Here is a 16,846-nt window from a genome sequence, read left to right as displayed (position 1 = left end):
CCCCCTCGTCCCGGGGCGTCTCGCTTCGCCGTGGTCAGCGGGACGGGAACGCCACGACGGTGGCCGTAGGAGCTGGAACGAGCGCCTCGGCGCAGTCGCCGCAGGCCAGAACCGCCGAGTTGTCGGGCAGCACGCCCACGCGCACGCGCGGGCGCGGCCATCTCTTGTGGCAGACGACGCAGGCGTCGCCGTCGCGCTGGGCCCAGGTGAGGCCTTCAGGGTCGAACGTCAACATACTCCGCGCCGTTCTGGTCGGACTCCAGTTCATCACGCTCCCTGCGGCCGTCGCCCATCCGCATGTCGGAACCGTTATAACCCTGACCGAGGCCGTGAGCGTCCAGCTGAGCGTCAAGTCAGGGTGAATTCTCTACCCGACTGACGCCACTTACACCACAAAATCGGGCATCCAGCCGCAAGCCGGATGCCCGATTGGTGGGGGTTTCCTCTAGAGTTCGGCGATCGCCTTCTCCAGGATGCCGAGGCCCTCCTCGAGCAGGTGCTCGGGCATGACCAGCGGGGGCAGGAAGCGCAGCACGTTGCCGTACGTGCCCGCCGTCAGCACCAGCAGGCCCTCGGCGTGGCAGCGCTTGACGACCTCCTGCACGGCGGTGGGGTTCAGCTCCTTGGTGCCCGGCTCGACCAGCTCGATCGCGATCATCGCGCCCCGCCCGCGGACGTCGCCGATCACGTCGAAGCGCTCCTGGAGCGCCTTGAGCCGGGGCAGCATGATCTCGCCGATGCGGCGGGCCTTCGAGACCAGGTCCTCCTCCTCGATGGTCTCGAGCACGCCGAGCGCGGCCTCGCAGGCCAGGGGGTTGCCGCCGTACGTGCCGCCCAGGCCGCCGACGTGCACCTTGTCCATGATCTCCGCGCGCCCGGTCACGGCGGCCAGCGGCAGGCCGCCCGCGATGCCCTTGGCGGTGGTGATGATGTCGGGCACGACGCCCTCGTCCTCGCAGGCGAACAGGTCGCCCGTCCTGGCGAAGCCGGTCTGCACCTCGTCGGCCACGAACACGATGCCGTTGGCCTTGCAGAACTCCGCGATCTGCGGCAGGAAGCCCCTGGCCGGCACGATGAACCCGCCCTCGCCCGCGATCGGCTCGATCACCACGGCGGCCACGTTGCCCGCGCCGATCTGCTTGTTGATCAGGTCGATGGCCTGCTCCGCGGCCTCCTCGGCGCAGTTCTCCGGCCCGGTCGGCCAGCGGTACGGGTACGCCAGCGGCACCCGGTACACCTCTGGCGCGAAGGGGCCGAAACCATGCTTGTACGGCATGTTCTTGGCCGTCAGCGTCATCGTGAGCAGCGTGCGGCCGTGGTAGCCGTGGTCGAACACGACGACGCCCTGCCTGCCGGTGGCGTGCCTGGCGATCTTGACGGCGTTCTCCACGGCCTCGGCGCCCGAGTTCACCAGGAATGTGCGCTTCTCGTGGTCGCCCGGGGTCAGCTCGTTCAGCTTCTCGCACACCCGGACGTACGACTCGTACGGGGTGACCATGAAACACGTGTGGGTGAAGTCGGCGACCTGCTTCTGCACACGTTCGACGACCTTGGGGGCGGCGTTGCCGACGTTCGTCACGGCGATGCCGGAGCCGAAGTCGATCAGCGAGTTCCCGTCGGCGTCCTGCACCACGCCGCCGCCGGCGCGGGTGACGAAGACCGGCAGCGTGGTTCCGATGCCGGGAGGGACGGCGGCCTGCTTGCGGGCCAGCAACTCCTGCGACTTGGGGCCTGGAATCGCGGTCACGACGCGCCGCTCCTGGGGAATGCTCATGGCTCGACGCTACGGCGGGCTCCCACCTGCGCCGATACGTCGATATGTAACACTGAATTGGTCGTCTTTGCCAGAATGGACAAAATCTGCATGCCGCCTTCGCTCCACACCGTCATACGCCGCATGGCCCTGCGGCCGGTGGCCGGCATCCCGGGCTCCGCGACGCCCGGCCGTGGCGGTGTGCTGGACGCGGTGGTGCGCTGGGTGGCGGTCAGCGAGCTCGCGGACCCGACACCATACCTGGAGGGCGGGGAGCTCCTCCTCACCACGGGCATGCGGATGGAAGGCGACCAGACCCAGTATGTCGCCCGGCTCGTGGCCCGGGGCGTCGCGGGACTCGGGTTCGGCGTCGGCGTCTCGCACGAGGAGGTGCCGGCCGCCCTGGTCTCCGCCGCCGACGAGGCCGGGCTGCCGCTGCTGGAGGTGCCGCGCGAGACCCCGTTCATCGCGATCGGCAAGGCCGTCAGCGAGCTGCTGGCGGCCGAGCAGTACGAGGAGATCACCCGCGCCTTCGCCGCCCAGGGCCGCCTGACGCGGGCGGCGCTCCGGCCGGAGGGCATGCATGCGGTCATCGACCGGCTCGCCAAGGAGGTCGGCGGCTGGGCGGCGCTGTTGGAGGAGTCGGGCGAGGTCCGCCACGCCACCCGCGGCGCCAACACGGACGCCGTCGTGGCCGAGCTCACCCGCCTGCGCGCGCCCGAAGGCGCGACGCGCGAAGGCGAAGGCACCGCGCACGCGACCGGAGACACGACGCCCGCGGGGTGGGGTGCCGGGCGTGCGGGGCCGTTGCCTGCCAGCCTGGCGTTGTCGGGCCCCGGGGAGCACATCGTGGTGCAGCCGCTGGCCGGCGGGGCGCGACCGCGCGGGTTCTTCGCCGTCGGGGCCGAGGAGCCCTTCTCGCCGGTCACCCACACGGTGATCAACGCCGCGGGGTCCCTGCTCACCCTGGCCATGGAGCAGGGCAGGACCCAGCTGGAGGCCGTGCGGCGGACCCGCTCCGCCGTACTGGAGCTGCTGCTGGGCGGTGCGAAGGAGCAGGCCCGCGCGGTGCTGAGGCCGCTCGGCGGGCGGCTCCCTGAGGAACCGCTGGCGGTGCTGGCGGCGGACGCCGACGCGATCGAGACCCTGGAGCCGCACGCGTTCGCGGCGTTGCTCGGCGACGACGGCGCCCACCAGGGGGCGGGCTCCCTGGCCGTGACGCTGGTGGCCGCCTTGGTGGCGGAGAAGGCCGCGCTGGAGGCGGACGGGCCGGTGGGTGTCAGCCTGCCGTGCGGTTACGCCCCCGAGTCCCTGCACGGCGCGCTGGGCCAGGCCAGGCGCGCGCTGGAGGCGGCCAGGAGCGGCTGGGCGCCCGCGATCCCCCTCGGCGCGGCCACCGGCCGGAACAGCGCAAGGGCGAACGGCCGAGGGCGGGTCGTGAGGTTCGGGGAGCTGGCCGGGCAGGGGCTGCTCGGGCTGCTCGACCCGGCCGCGGTCCAGGCGTTCGCCGCCGCGCTGCTGGCCCCGCTCACCGCGTACGGCGCCAAGCCCGACCTGGTCGGGTCGCTACGCGCGTACCTGGACAGCAACGGCCACTGGGACGCGGCGGCGCAGCGGCTCGGCGTGCACCGCCACACCCTGCGCTACCGCATGAAGCGCGTCACCGAGCTGCTGGGCCGCGACCTCGACGACCCGGGAGTGCGAGCCGAGCTGTGGCTCGCACTCCAGGCGACCCGCCGATGAACATCACTTGTTGGTGGGGAAGCCCAGGTTCACGCCGCCGTGCGAGGGGTCGAGCCAGCGGGAGGTGACGACCTTGCCGCGGGTGTAGAAGTGCACGCCCTCGGTGCCGTGCACGTGCGTGTCACCGAAGAGCGAGGACTTCCAGCCGCCGAAGCTGTAGAAGGCCATCGGCACCGGGATGGGCACGTTGATGCCGACCATGCCGACCTCGACCTCGTTCTGGAAGCGCCTGGCCGCGCCGCCGTCGTTGGTGAAGATCGCGGTGCCGTTGCCGTACAGGCCGCCGTTGATGATCTCCAGCCCCTCCTCGTAGGAGGACACCCGCACGATCGACAGGACCGGCCCGAAGATCTCGTCCGTGTGCGTCTGCGAGCCCGCCGGCACATGGTCGAGCACGGTCGGGCCGAGCCAGAAGCCGGGCGTCTCCGCGGCCTTGCCGCCGCCGAGCACGGCCGTCTCGCGGCCGTCCACGACCAGCTTGGCGCCCTCCTCGACGCCGAGGTCGAGGTAGGAGGCGACCTTGTCGCGGTGCACCTCGGTGACGAGCGGCCCCATCTGGGACTTCGGGTCGTCGCCTGGGCCGATCACCAGCTCGTCCACCCGCTTGACGATCTTCTGTACGAGCTCGTCGCCGATCGGGTCCACGGCCAGCACGACGGAGATCGCCATGCACCGCTCGCCCGCCGAGCCGAAGCCCGCCGACACGGCCGAGTCGGCCACCAGGTCGAGGTCTGCGTCGGGGAGGACGAGCATGTGGTTCTTGGCGCCGCCGAGGGCCTGCACGCGCTTGCCGTGCGCGGTGCCGGTCTCGTAGACGTACCTGGCGATCGGGGTGGAGCCGACGAAGGACACGCCGCGCACGTCGGGGTGCTCGAGCAGCCGGTCCACGGCGACCTTGTCGCCCTGCACGACGTTGAACACGCCGTCGGGCAGCCCGGCCTCCTTCCAGAGCCGCGCCATGAGCAACGATGCCGACGGGTCCTTCTCGGACGGCTTGAGCACGAACGCGTTCCCGCAGGCGATCGCGATCGGGAACATCCACATCGGCACCATGGCCGGGAAGTTGAACGGCGTGATCCCGGCCACGACGCCCAGCGGCTGGCGGATGGAGTAGGAGTCGACCCTGGTCGAGACGCCCTCGGAGAAGCCGCCCTTGAGCAGGTGGGGGATCCCGCAGGCGAACTCCACGACCTCGAGGCCGCGGGCCACCTCGCCGAGCGCGTCGGAGTGGACCTTGCCGTGCTCGGCGGAGATCAGCGCGGCCAGCTCGTCGCGGTGCGCGTACATGAGCTCGCGGAAGCGGAACAGCACCTGCGACCGCTTGACCAGCGACGCGTCCCGCCAGGCGGGGAACGCCGCGACGGCGGCGGCCACGGCCGCGTCCACGTCGGCCACGGAGGCGAGGGCCACGTGGCCGCTGACCTCGCCGGTCGCGGGGTTGTAGAGCTCGGCGGCGCGGGGGTCGCCGTCCGCGAGAGCTCCGTTGATCCAATGCTTGACGGACTTCACTGGGCTGCTGCCTCTGCGTTGATGGTTTCGAGTGCGGTCACGATGATGCCGAGGCCTTCGACGGCCTCGTCCACCGTAAGGGTGAGAGGCGGGGCCATGCGGATGGCGGTGCCGTACAGGCCGCCCTTGCCCGCCAGCAGCCCGGCCTTCTTGGTCTCCTCCATGAAGCGGGCGGCCTGGGCGGGGCTCTCCAGCTGGACGGCGAACATCAGGCCCTTGCCGCGCACGTCCTTGACCACGGGCAGCCGCGTGGCGGCGTCCTTGAGGCCGTTGATGATGATCTCACCGGTACGCGCGGCGTTGGCCTGCAGGTCGTGGTCGAGCACGTAGTCGAGGGTGGCGTTGGCGGCGGCCATGGAAATGGGGTTGCCGCCGAACGTGGCCAGGCCCACGGCGTGCGGTGCGTCCATGAGGTCGCCGCGCGCCACGACGCCGCCGACCGCGAAGCCGTTGCCCAGCCCCTTGGCGAACGTCATCATGTCGGGGGTCACGCCGTGGTTCTGGATGCCGAAGAACGCGCTGCCGGTGCGGCCCCACCCGGTCTGCACCTCGTCGGAGATGAACAGGATGCCCTGCTCGTCCAGGACCTCCTTGTACGCGGCGAACAGCCCGTCGGGGGCCATCGTGAACCCGCCCACGCCCTGGATCGGCTCGGCGATCAGTGCGGCCACGTCGTTGGAGACGGCCGTGGCCAGCACGTGGCGCAGGTCGTCCACGCACGCCTGGATGTACTCGGCGTCCGACATGCCGGTGAACTGGGTGAGATGCCGGTCGGCGCCGTGCAGGAAGTGCACGTTGAACGGGGAGAGCGAGTTGTTCTTCCAGGAGCGGTTGGAGGTGACGCCGATCGTGCCGAAGCTGCGCCCGTGGTAGCTCTGCCGCATGGCGAGCACCTGGTCGGTCTTTCGCGCGTACGTGGCCAGCAGCAGGGCGGTCTCGTTGGCCTCGGTGCCGGAGTTGGTGAAGAAGACCTTGGCGTCGGGGATGCCGGAGACCCGCGCGATCTTCTCGGCCAGCTCGATCTGGCCGCGCAGCAGGTAGACGGTGCTGGTGTGGACCACCCCGGTGGCGATCTGGCGCTCGACGGCCTCACGCACCTCGGGCACGTCATACCCGATCATGTTGGTCAGGATGCCGGCGAAGAAGTCCAGATAGCTCTTGCCGTCGGCGTCGATGACGCGGTTGCCCTTGCCGCTGACGATCTCGATGGGGTCGTTGTAGTTGAGTGCCAACCAGTTGGGCATCACTGCCCGGTGGCGCGCGAGAAGCTCCGACATGTTACCGAGTATCCCTTTTTCCATCCGTGCACTCCCACCCGCAACCTGTCGGCGTAGGGGAAAAATCCCTTACATCCTGCAAACTACATGGACTACCCAAAAGGCCAGGTAAGCGGGACCCCTGACCCGCCCCCTAGGGGATTTCCCGTCCGCCTGGAGGCGTACGTCGCGCCGGGCCGGTACGCCGCGGGAGGCACCGCGAATGACCACTGGCGGCCGACGACCGGGGCCATGCCGGTCGGCCACCATCGGATCATCCCGAAACGCGAAGGAGAGATTGCGATGACCGTCACCATCGACCGCCGCCCCGAAGCGCTGTCCGGCCCGCCCAAGCTCGACCGCGACCAGCTCCGCCGGGCCCAGCAGGACACGCTGGACACCCCGCGCATGCAGTACAGCCTGCTCGCCAAAATGATGTTCAAGCCGGTGGACATCATGTACGGCAAGAAGGGCTCGTACACGAAGTTCGCCATGCTGGAGATCATCGCCCGGGTGCCGTACCAGGCGTGGGAGCGGATGGGCTACTGGGCCGTGCACCGCTACCGGGGACGATCGGCGCTGGCGAGGAGGGTCTTCGAGCGCATCGTGGAGGCCCGGGCCGACCAGGACAACGAGCAGTGGCACCTGCTGATCCTGCAGGACCTCGTGCAGCGCACCGGGCAGAAGCAGAGCTGGCTGCTGCACCGGGCCGCCCCGTGGCTGATCGCGTTCTTCTACTACCACGTCTCCTGGATGCTGTTCCTGGTCAGGCCGGAGTGGAGCTACCGGCTGAACGCGGAGTTCGAGGACCACGCCGAGCACGAGTACATGACCTTCGTGGCCGAGAACCCGGAGCTGGACTTCGTGCCCGACCCCGGCACGTACGCCGCCGAGTACGGCCGCTACCGCTCGGTGGCCGACCTGCTCCGGCAGATCGGCCACGACGAGCGCACCCACAAGCTCGACAGCCTGGAGAGCATGCGGGAGCCCCGTGTCTGCTAAACCCCGCTGTTTTCTGGCACCGGCACTGGAGTCGCCGCGGCCGGGCGCAGCACGGCCACCGCGAGCAGCGCGGCGGCCACGCAGAACGCGGCCCCGACCCACGAGCCCAGGTGCATGGCCGAGGTGAACGCCTGGTTGCCGGCCTCGGCGAAGCCCGCCAGATGCGCGCCGCCGATCGACTCCCTGGCGGCGGCGGGCAGGTCGGCCGGCATCTGCGAGGTGTACTGCCCGGCCAGCACGCTGCCCAGGATCGCGATGCTCAGCGCCATGCCGACCTGCTGGACGGTGTCGTTGAGCGCCGAGCCGACGCCGGCGTGCTCCACGGGGATGGCATTCATGAGCGAGGAGTACGCGGACGGCCCGGCCAGCCCGCCGCCCACACCCATGATCACCAGCGCCGTGAGCAGCGGGAGGTATCCGGTGGTCGAGGCCATGACGACGAACCCGCAGGCCATCACCAGCAGGCCCGCCCCGACCAGCGCCCGGTTGCTGGCCTTCTTGCCCAGGCCGGCGCCCACGCCGTTGAAGATCGCGGCGGCCACGCCGTAGGGCAGCATGGCGAGGCCCGCCTGCATCTCCCCGTAGCCCAGCACGAACTGCAGGTACTGGGTCAGCATCAGCATCACGGCGCCCGCGCCGAACGCCATCAGCAGGATCGAGAACGACGAGCCGCTGAAGTTGCGGTTGGCGAACAGGTGCAGCGGCAGCATCGGCTGCTCCTGCCTGCGCTCCCAGATCACGAACGCACCCAGGGCGATGACCGCGATCGCGATGCCGATCACGTTCCATTCGCGCTCGATGATGACGTACACGGCCGCCGTCAGCCCCACACTCGACAGCACCACGCCCACCGGGTCGATCTTCCGCCCGCTGCTGCGGCTCTCGGGCATGAGCACGACGGCGGCCACGATGGCGACGGCCGCGATCGGGATGTTCAGCAGGAAGACCGAGCCCCACCAGTAGTGCTGCAGCATGAGGCCGCCCAGCGTCGGGCCCGACACCATGCCGACCAGTGCCACCGCGCTCCAGGCGGCCATCGCCTTGCGCCGCTCCTCCTCGTCGAAGACGGTCATCAGGATCGACAGCGTCGAGGGCATGACGAGCGAGCCGCCGATGCCCATCAGCGCACGGGCGGCGATGAGCTGCCAGGGCTCGGTGACGAGCACGGCCACCAGGGACGCGCCGCCGAAGAACACCAGGCCGGTGATCAGGAACAGCCTGCGGCCGTACTTGTCGGACAGGCTGCCCGAGGTGAGCAGCAGTCCGGCGTAGGCCAGCACGTACGCGTCGATGATCCACTGGATGTCCGACGGGCTCGCGCCCATCTCCTCGTTCAGCGAGGGGATGGCGAGGTTGAGGATGGTGTTGTCCACGACAAGCACCAGAAGTGCCAAGCAGAGTACGACGAGGATCCACCAGCGGCGCGGATCTCGCACAGTGTTCGAGTTCACTCGCACAGCGTACGATAATCCTCGTACACTGTGCGAGTGGATTTATCCTTGGAGAATGAGCGGCAAGCAGTTCTCCTCCGTCTGGCTCCGCGAGCCGCGTAAAGCCACCAGCCCGGGGCGCAGCCGCGAGGAGATCGTCAAGGCCTCCATCGAGCTGCTCGACGCCGAGGGCCTCGGCGGGCTCAGCATGCGCAAGCTGGGCGCGAAGCTCAGCGCGGGCGCCACCAGCCTCTACTGGTACGTCGCCAACAAGGACGAGCTGCTCGAGCTGGCCTATGACGAAATGTGGGGCGAGATGAGCGTGCCCGACGCCGAGGAGGTCGGCTGGCGCGACGCCGCCTCGGCCCTGGCCTACAGCATGCGCCAGGTCATGCTGCGCCATCCGTGGTCGGCCGATCTCCTCGGCCGGGTGCCCGCGCTCGGCCCCAACGCCCTCCACGTGGCCGACCGGATGCGGGTGACGTTCAAGCACGCGGGGTTCGGCGGGCTGGACGTCGACTACGCCGGCGCCACGCTCACCGCCTTCGTGTACGGCATGACGATCCCGGAGATCGCCTGGAACACGGCGATGTCCGGCCACGCCTACGACCCCGACGAGATGCGCGCCTCGGTGGCCAGGGCCGCCGCCGACTTCCCCGACCTGCTGGAGCGCATCGACATGAGCACTTACGAGGATCCGCAGACCGTTCGCGAGCTCTGCTTCGACTTCGGGCTGGTGTCGGTGCTCGACGGCCTTGAGCGGCGGCTGGCGACGTAGCAGGATCCGGGCATGAGTGATTTCCGTGCCGCACGCGATTTCCTCCTCCGCGCCGACGCCGCCACCGCCCGCCGCGACTTCCGCTGGCCGGAGCTCGCGGAGTTCAACTGGGCGCTCGACTGGTTCGACGGGGTGCTGGCCGCCGAGACGCCCGGCGCCGTCGCGCTCAAGATCGTGGGGGCGAGCAGCGCCCGCTACACGTTCGCCGAGCTGTCGGCCCGCTCCAACCAGGTCGCGAACTGGCTGCACCAGCAGGGCGTGCGCCGGGGCGACCGGATCCTGCTCATGCTGGGCAACCAGGCCGAGCTGTGGGAGACGCTGCTGGCCGCGATGAAGCTGGGCGCGGTCATCATCCCGGCCACGACGCTGCTGACGGCCAAGGACATCGCGGAACGCATCGATCGGGGCGGCGTCTCCCATGTGATCGCCAACGCCGCCGACGCCGGGAAGTTCAGTGCCGGCGAATACACGAAGATCGCCGTGGGTGACGCCTACAACTGGCTGCCGTACCACGAGGCGTACGAGGCGGGCGAGCACTTCTCCCCCGACGCGCCGACGTGGGCCGGCGACACGTTGCTGCTCTACTTCACCTCGGGCACGACCTCGCAGCCCAAGCTGGTCGAGCACACCCACGCCTCCTACCCTGCCGGGCACCTGTCGACGATGTTCTGGATCGGGCTCAAGCCCGGCGACGTGCATCTCAACGTGTCCTCGCCGGGGTGGGCCAAGCACGCGTGGAGCAACGTCTTCGCCCCCTGGAACGCGGGCGCCACCGTGCTGATCCACGACTACCAGCGCTTCTCCGCCCCGGCGCTGCTCGAGGTGCTGCGGGACGAGCAGGTCACCACGTTCTGCGCGCCGCCGACCGTCTGGCGGATGCTCATCCAGGAGGACCTGGCGGCCTGGCAGCTGCCCCTGCGTACGGCGGTCGCCGCCGGCGAGCCGCTCAACCCCGAGATCATCGACCAGGTGGCCAAGGCGTGGGGCATCACGATCAGGGACGGCTACGGCCAGACCGAGACCACCGCGCAGATCGGCAACGCGCCGGACGAGCCGGTCAGGCCCGGCTCGATGGGGCGCCCGCTGCCCGGCTACGACGTCGTGCTGATCGACCCGGTCACCGGCGAGCCCGGGAACGACGGCGAGATCTGCCTGCCGCTGGACGACCGCCGCCCCCTGGGCCTCATGTCCGGATATGTCGGTGGATTGAGTGATGCGATGCGCGCCGGCTTCTACCACACGGGCGACGTCGCCACCCGGGACGAGGACGGCTACATCACCTACGTGGGCAGGACCGACGACGTCTTCAAGGCATCCGACTACCGCATCTCGCCGTTCGAGCTGGAGAGCGTGCTGCTGGAGCATGCGGCCGTGGCCGAGGCGGCGGTGGTGCCCGCCCCCGATCCGGTACGGCTGGCCGTACCGAAGGCCTATGTGACGCTCGCGCCCGGGTTCGAGCCGGACGAGGCGACCGCACGGTCGATCTTCGAGCACTGCCGCAGGGAGCTGGCCCCCTACAAGCGGGTGCGGCGGCTGGAGTTCGGCGAGTTGCCCAAGACGATCTCCGGCAAGATTCGCCGGGTCGAGCTACGGGTGCGCGAACCTCGGAAGGAATACCGGGAGGAGGACCTCAACCAGTGACAAAGCGTAAATGGGCGTATGGCCGTTCTTACATTCTGATCGGCTAGGCTCTGCCCCGTGTTGCCCACCATCGCCGACGTCCTCGCCCTGGAGACCGTACGCCGGGGCAGCCCGCGCGTGGTCGCGGGCGCCGACCGGCTCGACACCAAGGTGCGGTGGGTGCACGTCGGCGAGATCGCCGACATCGCCCACCTCCTGCGCGGCGGGGAGCTGGTGCTCACCACGGGCGTCGCGCTTCCCGAGGACCCGGAGAAGCTCGCGGACTACGTCGGTGAGCTCTCCTCGGTCGGCGCCTCCGGGCTGATCGTGGAGCTGGGCCGCAGGTTCGTCCGCGAGCTGCCGAGCGCCGTGGTCAAGTCCGCCGAGGCGCACGGTCTGCCGGTCATCGTGCTGACCCGTGAGACGCCGTTCGTGCAGATCACCGAGTCCGTGCACGCCCGGATCATCGACATCCAGCTGGAGGAGCTGCGGGCCTCCGAGCAGCTCCACGAGGTCTTCACCGAGCTGTCGGTCGAGGGCGCGTCGCCCGCCGAGGTGCTGGCCCAGGTGTCCAGGCTGTCCAACCGGCCGGTGCTGCTGGAGAACCTCGCGCACCAGGTGCTGGCCTGCGAGTCCGCCGGTCGTGACGCCGGCACGCTGCTGGCCGGCTGGGAGACGAGGTCGCGTGCGGTGGCCCCGGCCGAACGCACCGCGTACGACGCCGCCTCCGGATGGCTGGTCACCACGGTCGGGGCGCGGGGGCAGGACTGGGGGCGGCTGATCCTGATCTGCGACTCGCCGCCGACACCGCGCGACATGGTGCTGGCCGAGCGCGCCGCCACGACCCTCGCCCTGGGCCGCCTGCTGGAGCGCCACCAGGAGTCGCTCGAACGCCAGGCGCACGGCACGATCATCACCGGCATCCTGACCCACGCCTACGCCGACCCCGACGAGGCCGCCGCCCGCGCCCGCGCCGTCGGCGTGCCGCTCACAGGCCGCAAGCTGATCAGCGTGGTCATCAGGCCCACCGAGCCGGCCGACCAGGCGCTCGACGGCCAGGCGCAGCTCGGCGAGCTGGCCGAGGCCACCGCCGCCGCCTGCCGCGACGCCCGCCTGCCCGCCCTGGTCGGCGCGCTCGACCAGGAGCGAGTGGGGGTGCTGCTGCCCCTCCCGCCGCGCAGCCAGGCCGAGCCCGCGCTGACCGCGCTCTCCGAGCGGCTGCGCGTGCTGTGGCGGCCGGGCTCGTCCTTCGTGCTGGCGGCCGGCTCCGTGGTGGAGTCGATCAGGGACGTACGACGCAGCTTCCTCGAGGCGGAGCAGGTGGCCGACGTGGCCGTCCGCCAGCCCGACGGCCGGGCCTTCTACCGGCTGCCGGACCTGCGCCTGCGCGGGCTGCTGCACCTGCTGCGCGATGACGCCCGGCTGCAGACGTTCGCGGAACGGGAGCTGGGGCCGCTGCTGGCGCACGACGCGCAGCGGGGCGGCGACCTCACCCGGATCCTGCGCATCTACCTCGACGCGGGGCGCAACAAGGCGGTCGCCGCGCAGAAGGCCCACCTGTCCAGGCCCGCCTTCTACGACCGGCTGCGCCGCCTCGAACGCATCCTGGACACCGACCTCGACGACGTCGAGTCGTGCATGTCGCTGCACGTGGCCCTGCTGGCCCTGGAGTCCTTCCGCCGCGAAACCCGCTAGCAGACTCGTGCGGACCCCTGCCGAAGTACGCGACGCGGGCCGCCGGGCGGAGTGACTGAACGTCGCTTTTGTGCCCCTCTTCTTCAACGCCCTCGAGGCGGCGGCGCCCCGGCTGTCGGTCGCGCCATCCCGGTGCCGCGCGGCGCCAGGCGGGTGCTGGACATGGGCGGCGGTCACGGCCAGTTCAGCATGGGGCTGCTGCGGCGGCACCCCCGGCTCCACGCCACGGTGCTGGACCTGCCGCAGGCCCCGGCACCGCCGCCCGCTGCGCGCCGTGCCCGCCGAACTGGCCGTCGCCCGAATCCCCTTCAGAACCCCATCGCGGCCCGTACCTCCTCAAGCGTCGTGACCGCCCGCTCCCGGGCCTGCTCATTGCCGGCGGCCAGGATGCTCCGCGCATCGGCCTCGGTGAGCTCGGCGCGGCGTTTCCTGATCGGCCGCAGGAACTCGTTGACCGCCTCGGTGACCAGTCCCTTGAGCGCGGCGGCGCCCCCGTACCCGATCTCCTCGGCGATGTCCTGCGGCGGGCGGCCGAGACAGAGGCCCGCCAGCGTGAGGAGGTTCGCCACCTCGGGGCGGTGCGCCTCGTCGAACATGATCAGCCGGTCGGAGTCCGTGCGGGCCTTGCGGATGAGGGCGGCCGTCTCGTCCTCGGTGGCCGACAGGGCGATCGAGTTGCCGCGGCTCTTGCTCATCTTGCCGCCGTCGAGCCCCTTGAGCAGCGGCTCCTCGCCCATCATGGCCTCGGGCAGCGGAAACACCTCGCCGTAGCGCTCGTTGAAGCGGCGCGCCACCAGCCGAGTCACCTCCACGTGCGGGAGCTGGTCCCTGCCGACCGGCACCAGCGTGCCCTTGCAGAACAGGATGTCGGCCGCCTGGTGCACCGGATAGGTGAACATCAGGCCGCTCACCGCCCGCTGCGAGCTGTGCGCGATCTCGTCCTTCACCGTGGGGTTGCGGCCCAGCTCGGCCACCGACACCAGGCTCAGGAACGGCAGCAGCAGCTGGTTCAGCTCGGGGATCGCGCTGTGCTGGAAGATCGTGGCCTTGGCCGGGTCGATCCCGACCGCGAGGTAGTCGAGCAGCAGTTCGGTGATGTTGCGCTGGATCTCGCCGGGCAGGTCGCGGTCCGTGATCACCTGGTAGTCGGCGATCAGCACGTACATCGGGTACGCGTCCTGCAGGCGGACCCGGTTGGCCAGCGAGCCGAAGTAGTGGCCCAGATGCAGGGGCCCGGTCGGGCGGTCACCGGTGAGCACGACGTCGTTCATTCCGGATCTCTCTCCTTCAGATCATGCCGTCCCGGAGAGGACCCGCACGCTCAGGGGGCCGTCTCAAGGACGGCCCAGGCATGGGGAATCAGCGGCCGTCTGTCGGCCGCCACCACATGCTGATGCGTGTCATGCACGAATTGTATCTGACCAAAGCCACACGCGATGTCAATCTTGTAACCTCTTCGGCCGATTAGCGCGTTCGGCTGCCTCGGAGACCATGATCTCGTCACTATGGTGCGGTCCCTGTTCCGCCCTCTGGAGAATCCATGTCACGACGCACCTTCGCCGGCGGCCTGGCCATAGCCGCCACCCTCACCCTCACCACCCTGCCCGCTGCCGCGGGACAGGTGTCGGTGAGGTTCCCGTCGGCCAAGTTCCCGCTGGGCAACAGGCCCGTGCCGACGAAGACAGCGACCTCCGTCGCTCAGGGCATCGACCTGTACGACGTGAAGGCCGGCACGTCCACCGACGGCTACACGGTGACCGTGCTGATGCCGAGCGGCCGCGACTACGGGATGCAGTCGACCGCCGAGGCCAAGGCCGCCGAGGTGGAGGCCGCCGGGGAGACCCCCAGCGTGCAGAAGGTGATCCGGCCGAGCGTAGCCGACGCCCCCATCCAGACCGTGTACATGGTCAGGGTCGGCCTCTGGTCCTTCGAGGACAAGAAGAAGGCCGAGGAGACGGCCAAGAAACTCAAGGACGCGGGGCTGAAGGTCAAGGTCGACTACCTCGGCGACGACGGCCTCAAGACCACCGGCCCCTGGGACGCCAAGGTCGTGATGATCGACGCCAACGCGTTCCGCGGCTCGTACGCGGCCACCCTCGGCACCAGCGTGGCCAAGCGGGAGACCGTCTCGTCGATGGCCAAGGCCCGGCACGCGCTCGTCGGGATCAACGGCGGCTTCTTCAACATCCACACCGACAAGGCGCTGCGCGGCGAGCCCGTCGGCGCCTCGGTGGTCGGCGGCAAACTGCTCAGCGAGGCCGTCCCCGGCCGCTCCGCCGTGCTCCTCAAGGGCCGCACCGCCAAGATCACAGAGCTGGACACCACCGTCACCGCGACCTCGCAGGACGGCCAGAAGACCAAGGTCAACGGAGTGAACCGGGCCGCCGCGACGGACGAGCTGGTGCTGTACACGGAGGAGTACGGCGCCAAGACGCCCGCCGGCGGGACCGACGCCGTGCTCGACGCCAACGGCAAGGTCGTCGGCATGCGAGCCTCGGGCGCGGCGGTGGCCGCGGGCACGCGGGTGCTGCACGGCAACGGCCTGGCCGGCGACTGGCTCAACGAGCACGCCTTCCAGGACTGGACGGTCAAGGTCGACACCAAGGTCGTGGACCTGCGTACCAAGAAGGCGCTCAAGCTGACCCCGGACCTGTACGTGATCGCGGGCAACGTCGGCCTCGTGCGCAACGGCCAGGTGAAGATCACCGCCAAGCGTGACGGCCACGACTCCGTGAACATGATCCTCCGCCGTCACCCGCGCACCCTCCTCGGCGTCACCAGCAACGGCAGCCTCATCCTGGCCACCCTCGACGGCCGCAACCCTGGCGTGAGCGTCGGGGCGAACTTCCACGAGGCGGCCCAGTTCATGCGGTGGCTGGGCGCGAAGCAGGCCGTCAACCTGGACGGGGGCGGCTCGACGGCGATGGTGGTCGGCAACAAGCTGGTCAACCGTCCCTCGGACGGCGTGGAGCGCGGCGTGGGCGACGCCCTCCTGGTCCTGCCGCAGTAGCACCACCCATACGCGCCTCGCCCGGGACCGCGGCCCCACCGCCGCCTCGGCCCGGGCGAGGCACTCCTCGGACGCACACGGCCGTCGCATGGCTGCTGTGGGGCTCGGGCGCCCGTGGCAGCCCCCAAGTCCGGTTCAACGGCCTTCATCGCGCGGCGACAGCCCAGCTGCGCCACCCCCGGCAGCCCGAAGAACCCGCCACGGAGGTGCGACGCGGGGCGCACGTGGGGGCAGAGCGCGGGCGACGGCACGGGGCGGAGGCACGGGGCGGAGGCACAGCACTGGCGACGGCGCGGCGGCTCGGCGCGGGGCGGCGGCTCGGGGACGTGGCGCACGGGCGCGGGCGACCCCTGACGGCCACCCGAATTGCAGACGCTACGGCGGATCTTCGCCCTCATGTTGACTTTGGGTAGTTGCTCGACTACTAATCGCCATGGAGTGTTCGCCGCAGAAAGGAAAACGCCACGTGCGCCAGTCCGCCAGAGCAGCCCTCACCGTCCTCACCATCACCTGCAGCGCTCTCGCCTCTAGCCTCCCAGCGCAGGCCGCCGCCCCGGCGGGCAACGCACCTTCGTGCGTGACCGTCTGGCAAACCACCGGCACCGTCACCAAAACCGGATACGCGCGCAACGACTGCGGCGAAACTCTGCACTTGAAGATCGTGTGGGCGCACGGCGCCGACGGCCAGTGCTTCACCGTCAACCCCGGAGAGACCATCTCCAGCAAAGTAGCCCGAGGCGTCCGAACCTTCGACGGGGCCAGCATCTGCTGATGCGCCAACGCTTCGCTCGCCCTCCGAGGGAGGGTGAGCGGAGCGTTGTGCAGTGAGGCGTGCGGTCCGGTCCCGGCCGGCCAGCTACGCCGTTCACACCGTTCTGGCCGCCGTAATGCCCGCCATGCGGTACGTCGACGCCGCACGACAAACAAAAAAAGAGGGCCACCCCGAAGGGTGGCCCTCTTCCATAAGAATTGTGCGGCGATGACCTACTCTCCCACACCCTCCCGAGTGCAGTACCATCGGCGCAGGGAAGCTTAACTTCCGGGTTCGGA

The 16,846-nt window shown here is 70.2% G+C and carries 13 protein-coding genes and 1 rRNA gene; 7 read left to right on the top strand and 7 right to left on the bottom strand.

Going from position 1 to position 16,846, the window contains the following annotated elements; all coding sequences use genetic code 11:
- Positions 1 to 34: 34 nt before the first annotated feature.
- Positions 35 to 235: a hypothetical protein gene (locus ABN273_RS16975; protein WP_349449823.1), complete on the bottom strand. Its 201-nt coding sequence runs from the start codon at positions 233 to 235 to the stop codon at positions 35 to 37.
- Between the two features lie 210 nt (positions 236 to 445).
- Positions 446 to 1,774: a 4-aminobutyrate--2-oxoglutarate transaminase gene (gene gabT, locus ABN273_RS16970; RefSeq protein ID WP_349449822.1), complete on the bottom strand. Its 1,329-nt coding sequence runs from the start codon at positions 1,772 to 1,774 to the stop codon at positions 446 to 448.
- Positions 1,775 to 1,864: 90 nt separating this feature from the next.
- Here gabT and ABN273_RS16965 point away from each other — a divergent pair, with 90 nt between their 5' ends.
- Entirely contained in the window at positions 1,865 to 3,496 is a 1,632-nt protein-coding gene (locus ABN273_RS16965; protein WP_502911049.1) for a PucR family transcriptional regulator, read from the top strand.
- Positions 3,497 to 3,499: 3 nt separating this feature from the next.
- Here ABN273_RS16965 and ABN273_RS16960 read toward each other — a convergent pair whose 3' ends face one another.
- Together ABN273_RS16960 and ABN273_RS16955 are read right to left on the bottom strand one after the other, a co-directional pair.
- Positions 3,500 to 5,005, bottom strand: coding sequence for a CoA-acylating methylmalonate-semialdehyde dehydrogenase (locus tag ABN273_RS16960; RefSeq protein ID WP_349449820.1), 1,506 nt, complete (start codon positions 5,003 to 5,005; stop codon positions 3,500 to 3,502).
- The gene (locus ABN273_RS16955) at positions 5,002 to 6,282 is read right to left on the bottom strand and encodes an aspartate aminotransferase family protein (RefSeq protein ID WP_349449819.1); all 1,281 of its coding nucleotides are present in this window, start codon (positions 6,280 to 6,282) and stop codon (positions 5,002 to 5,004) included. The genes ABN273_RS16960 and ABN273_RS16955 overlap by 4 nt, the downstream gene beginning before the upstream one ends.
- Positions 6,283 to 6,564: 282 nt before the next feature.
- Between ABN273_RS16955 and ABN273_RS16950 the strand changes: the two genes are divergently transcribed.
- On the top strand, positions 6,565 to 7,263 hold the full coding sequence (locus ABN273_RS16950; protein WP_349449818.1) for an alternative oxidase: 699 nt from the start codon (positions 6,565 to 6,567) through the stop codon (positions 7,261 to 7,263).
- On the opposite strand, the gene ABN273_RS16945 is transcribed toward ABN273_RS16950, so the two are convergent.
- On the bottom strand, positions 7,260 to 8,714 hold the full coding sequence (locus ABN273_RS16945) for an MFS transporter (RefSeq protein WP_349449817.1): 1,455 nt from the start codon (positions 8,712 to 8,714) through the stop codon (positions 7,260 to 7,262). The two genes, ABN273_RS16950 and ABN273_RS16945, sit on opposite strands and share 4 nt — an antisense overlap.
- 55 nt (positions 8,715 to 8,769) lie before the next feature.
- Between ABN273_RS16945 and ABN273_RS16940 the strand changes: the two genes are divergently transcribed.
- From ABN273_RS16940 to ABN273_RS16930, 3 genes are read left to right on the top strand one after another with little or no spacing between them, the layout of a single operon-like run.
- Entirely contained in the window at positions 8,770 to 9,471 is a 702-nt protein-coding gene (locus ABN273_RS16940; RefSeq protein WP_349449816.1) for a TetR/AcrR family transcriptional regulator, read from the top strand.
- 12 nt (positions 9,472 to 9,483) lie between these two features.
- Entirely contained in the window at positions 9,484 to 11,112 is a 1,629-nt protein-coding gene (locus ABN273_RS16935) for an AMP-binding protein (RefSeq protein WP_349449815.1), read from the top strand.
- A gap of 57 nt (positions 11,113 to 11,169) precedes the next feature.
- A complete protein-coding gene (locus tag ABN273_RS16930; RefSeq protein ID WP_349449814.1) occupies positions 11,170 to 12,786 on the top strand; it encodes a PucR family transcriptional regulator in 1,617 nt (538 codons plus the stop codon).
- Positions 12,787 to 13,094: 308 nt separating this feature from the next.
- Here ABN273_RS16930 and trpS read toward each other — a convergent pair whose 3' ends face one another.
- The gene (trpS, locus tag ABN273_RS16925; protein ID WP_349449813.1) at positions 13,095 to 14,057 is read right to left on the bottom strand and encodes a tryptophan--tRNA ligase; all 963 of its coding nucleotides are present in this window, start codon (positions 14,055 to 14,057) and stop codon (positions 13,095 to 13,097) included.
- Between the two features lie 269 nt (positions 14,058 to 14,326).
- Here trpS and ABN273_RS16920 point away from each other — a divergent pair, with 269 nt between their 5' ends.
- On the top strand, positions 14,327 to 15,796 hold the full coding sequence (locus tag ABN273_RS16920) for a phosphodiester glycosidase family protein (protein ID WP_349449811.1): 1,470 nt from the start codon (positions 14,327 to 14,329) through the stop codon (positions 15,794 to 15,796).
- Between the two features lie 433 nt (positions 15,797 to 16,229).
- Positions 16,230 to 16,568: an alpha-amylase inhibitor gene (locus ABN273_RS59490; protein WP_502911048.1), complete on the top strand. Its 339-nt coding sequence runs from the start codon at positions 16,230 to 16,232 to the stop codon at positions 16,566 to 16,568.
- 199 nt (positions 16,569 to 16,767) lie between these two features.
- On the opposite strand, the gene rrf is transcribed toward ABN273_RS59490, so the two are convergent.
- Positions 16,768 to 16,846: ribosomal RNA gene (gene rrf, locus ABN273_RS16910) — 5S ribosomal RNA — on the bottom strand; the annotation flags it as partial.

The sequence above is a fragment of the Nonomuraea sp. B19D2 genome (assembly GCF_040137845.1).
Taxonomy (GTDB): Bacteria; Actinomycetota; Actinomycetes; order Streptosporangiales; family Streptosporangiaceae; genus Nonomuraea.
Note: the sequence above shows the minus strand (reverse complement) of the source record. Positions and strands in the feature narration are given on the sequence as shown.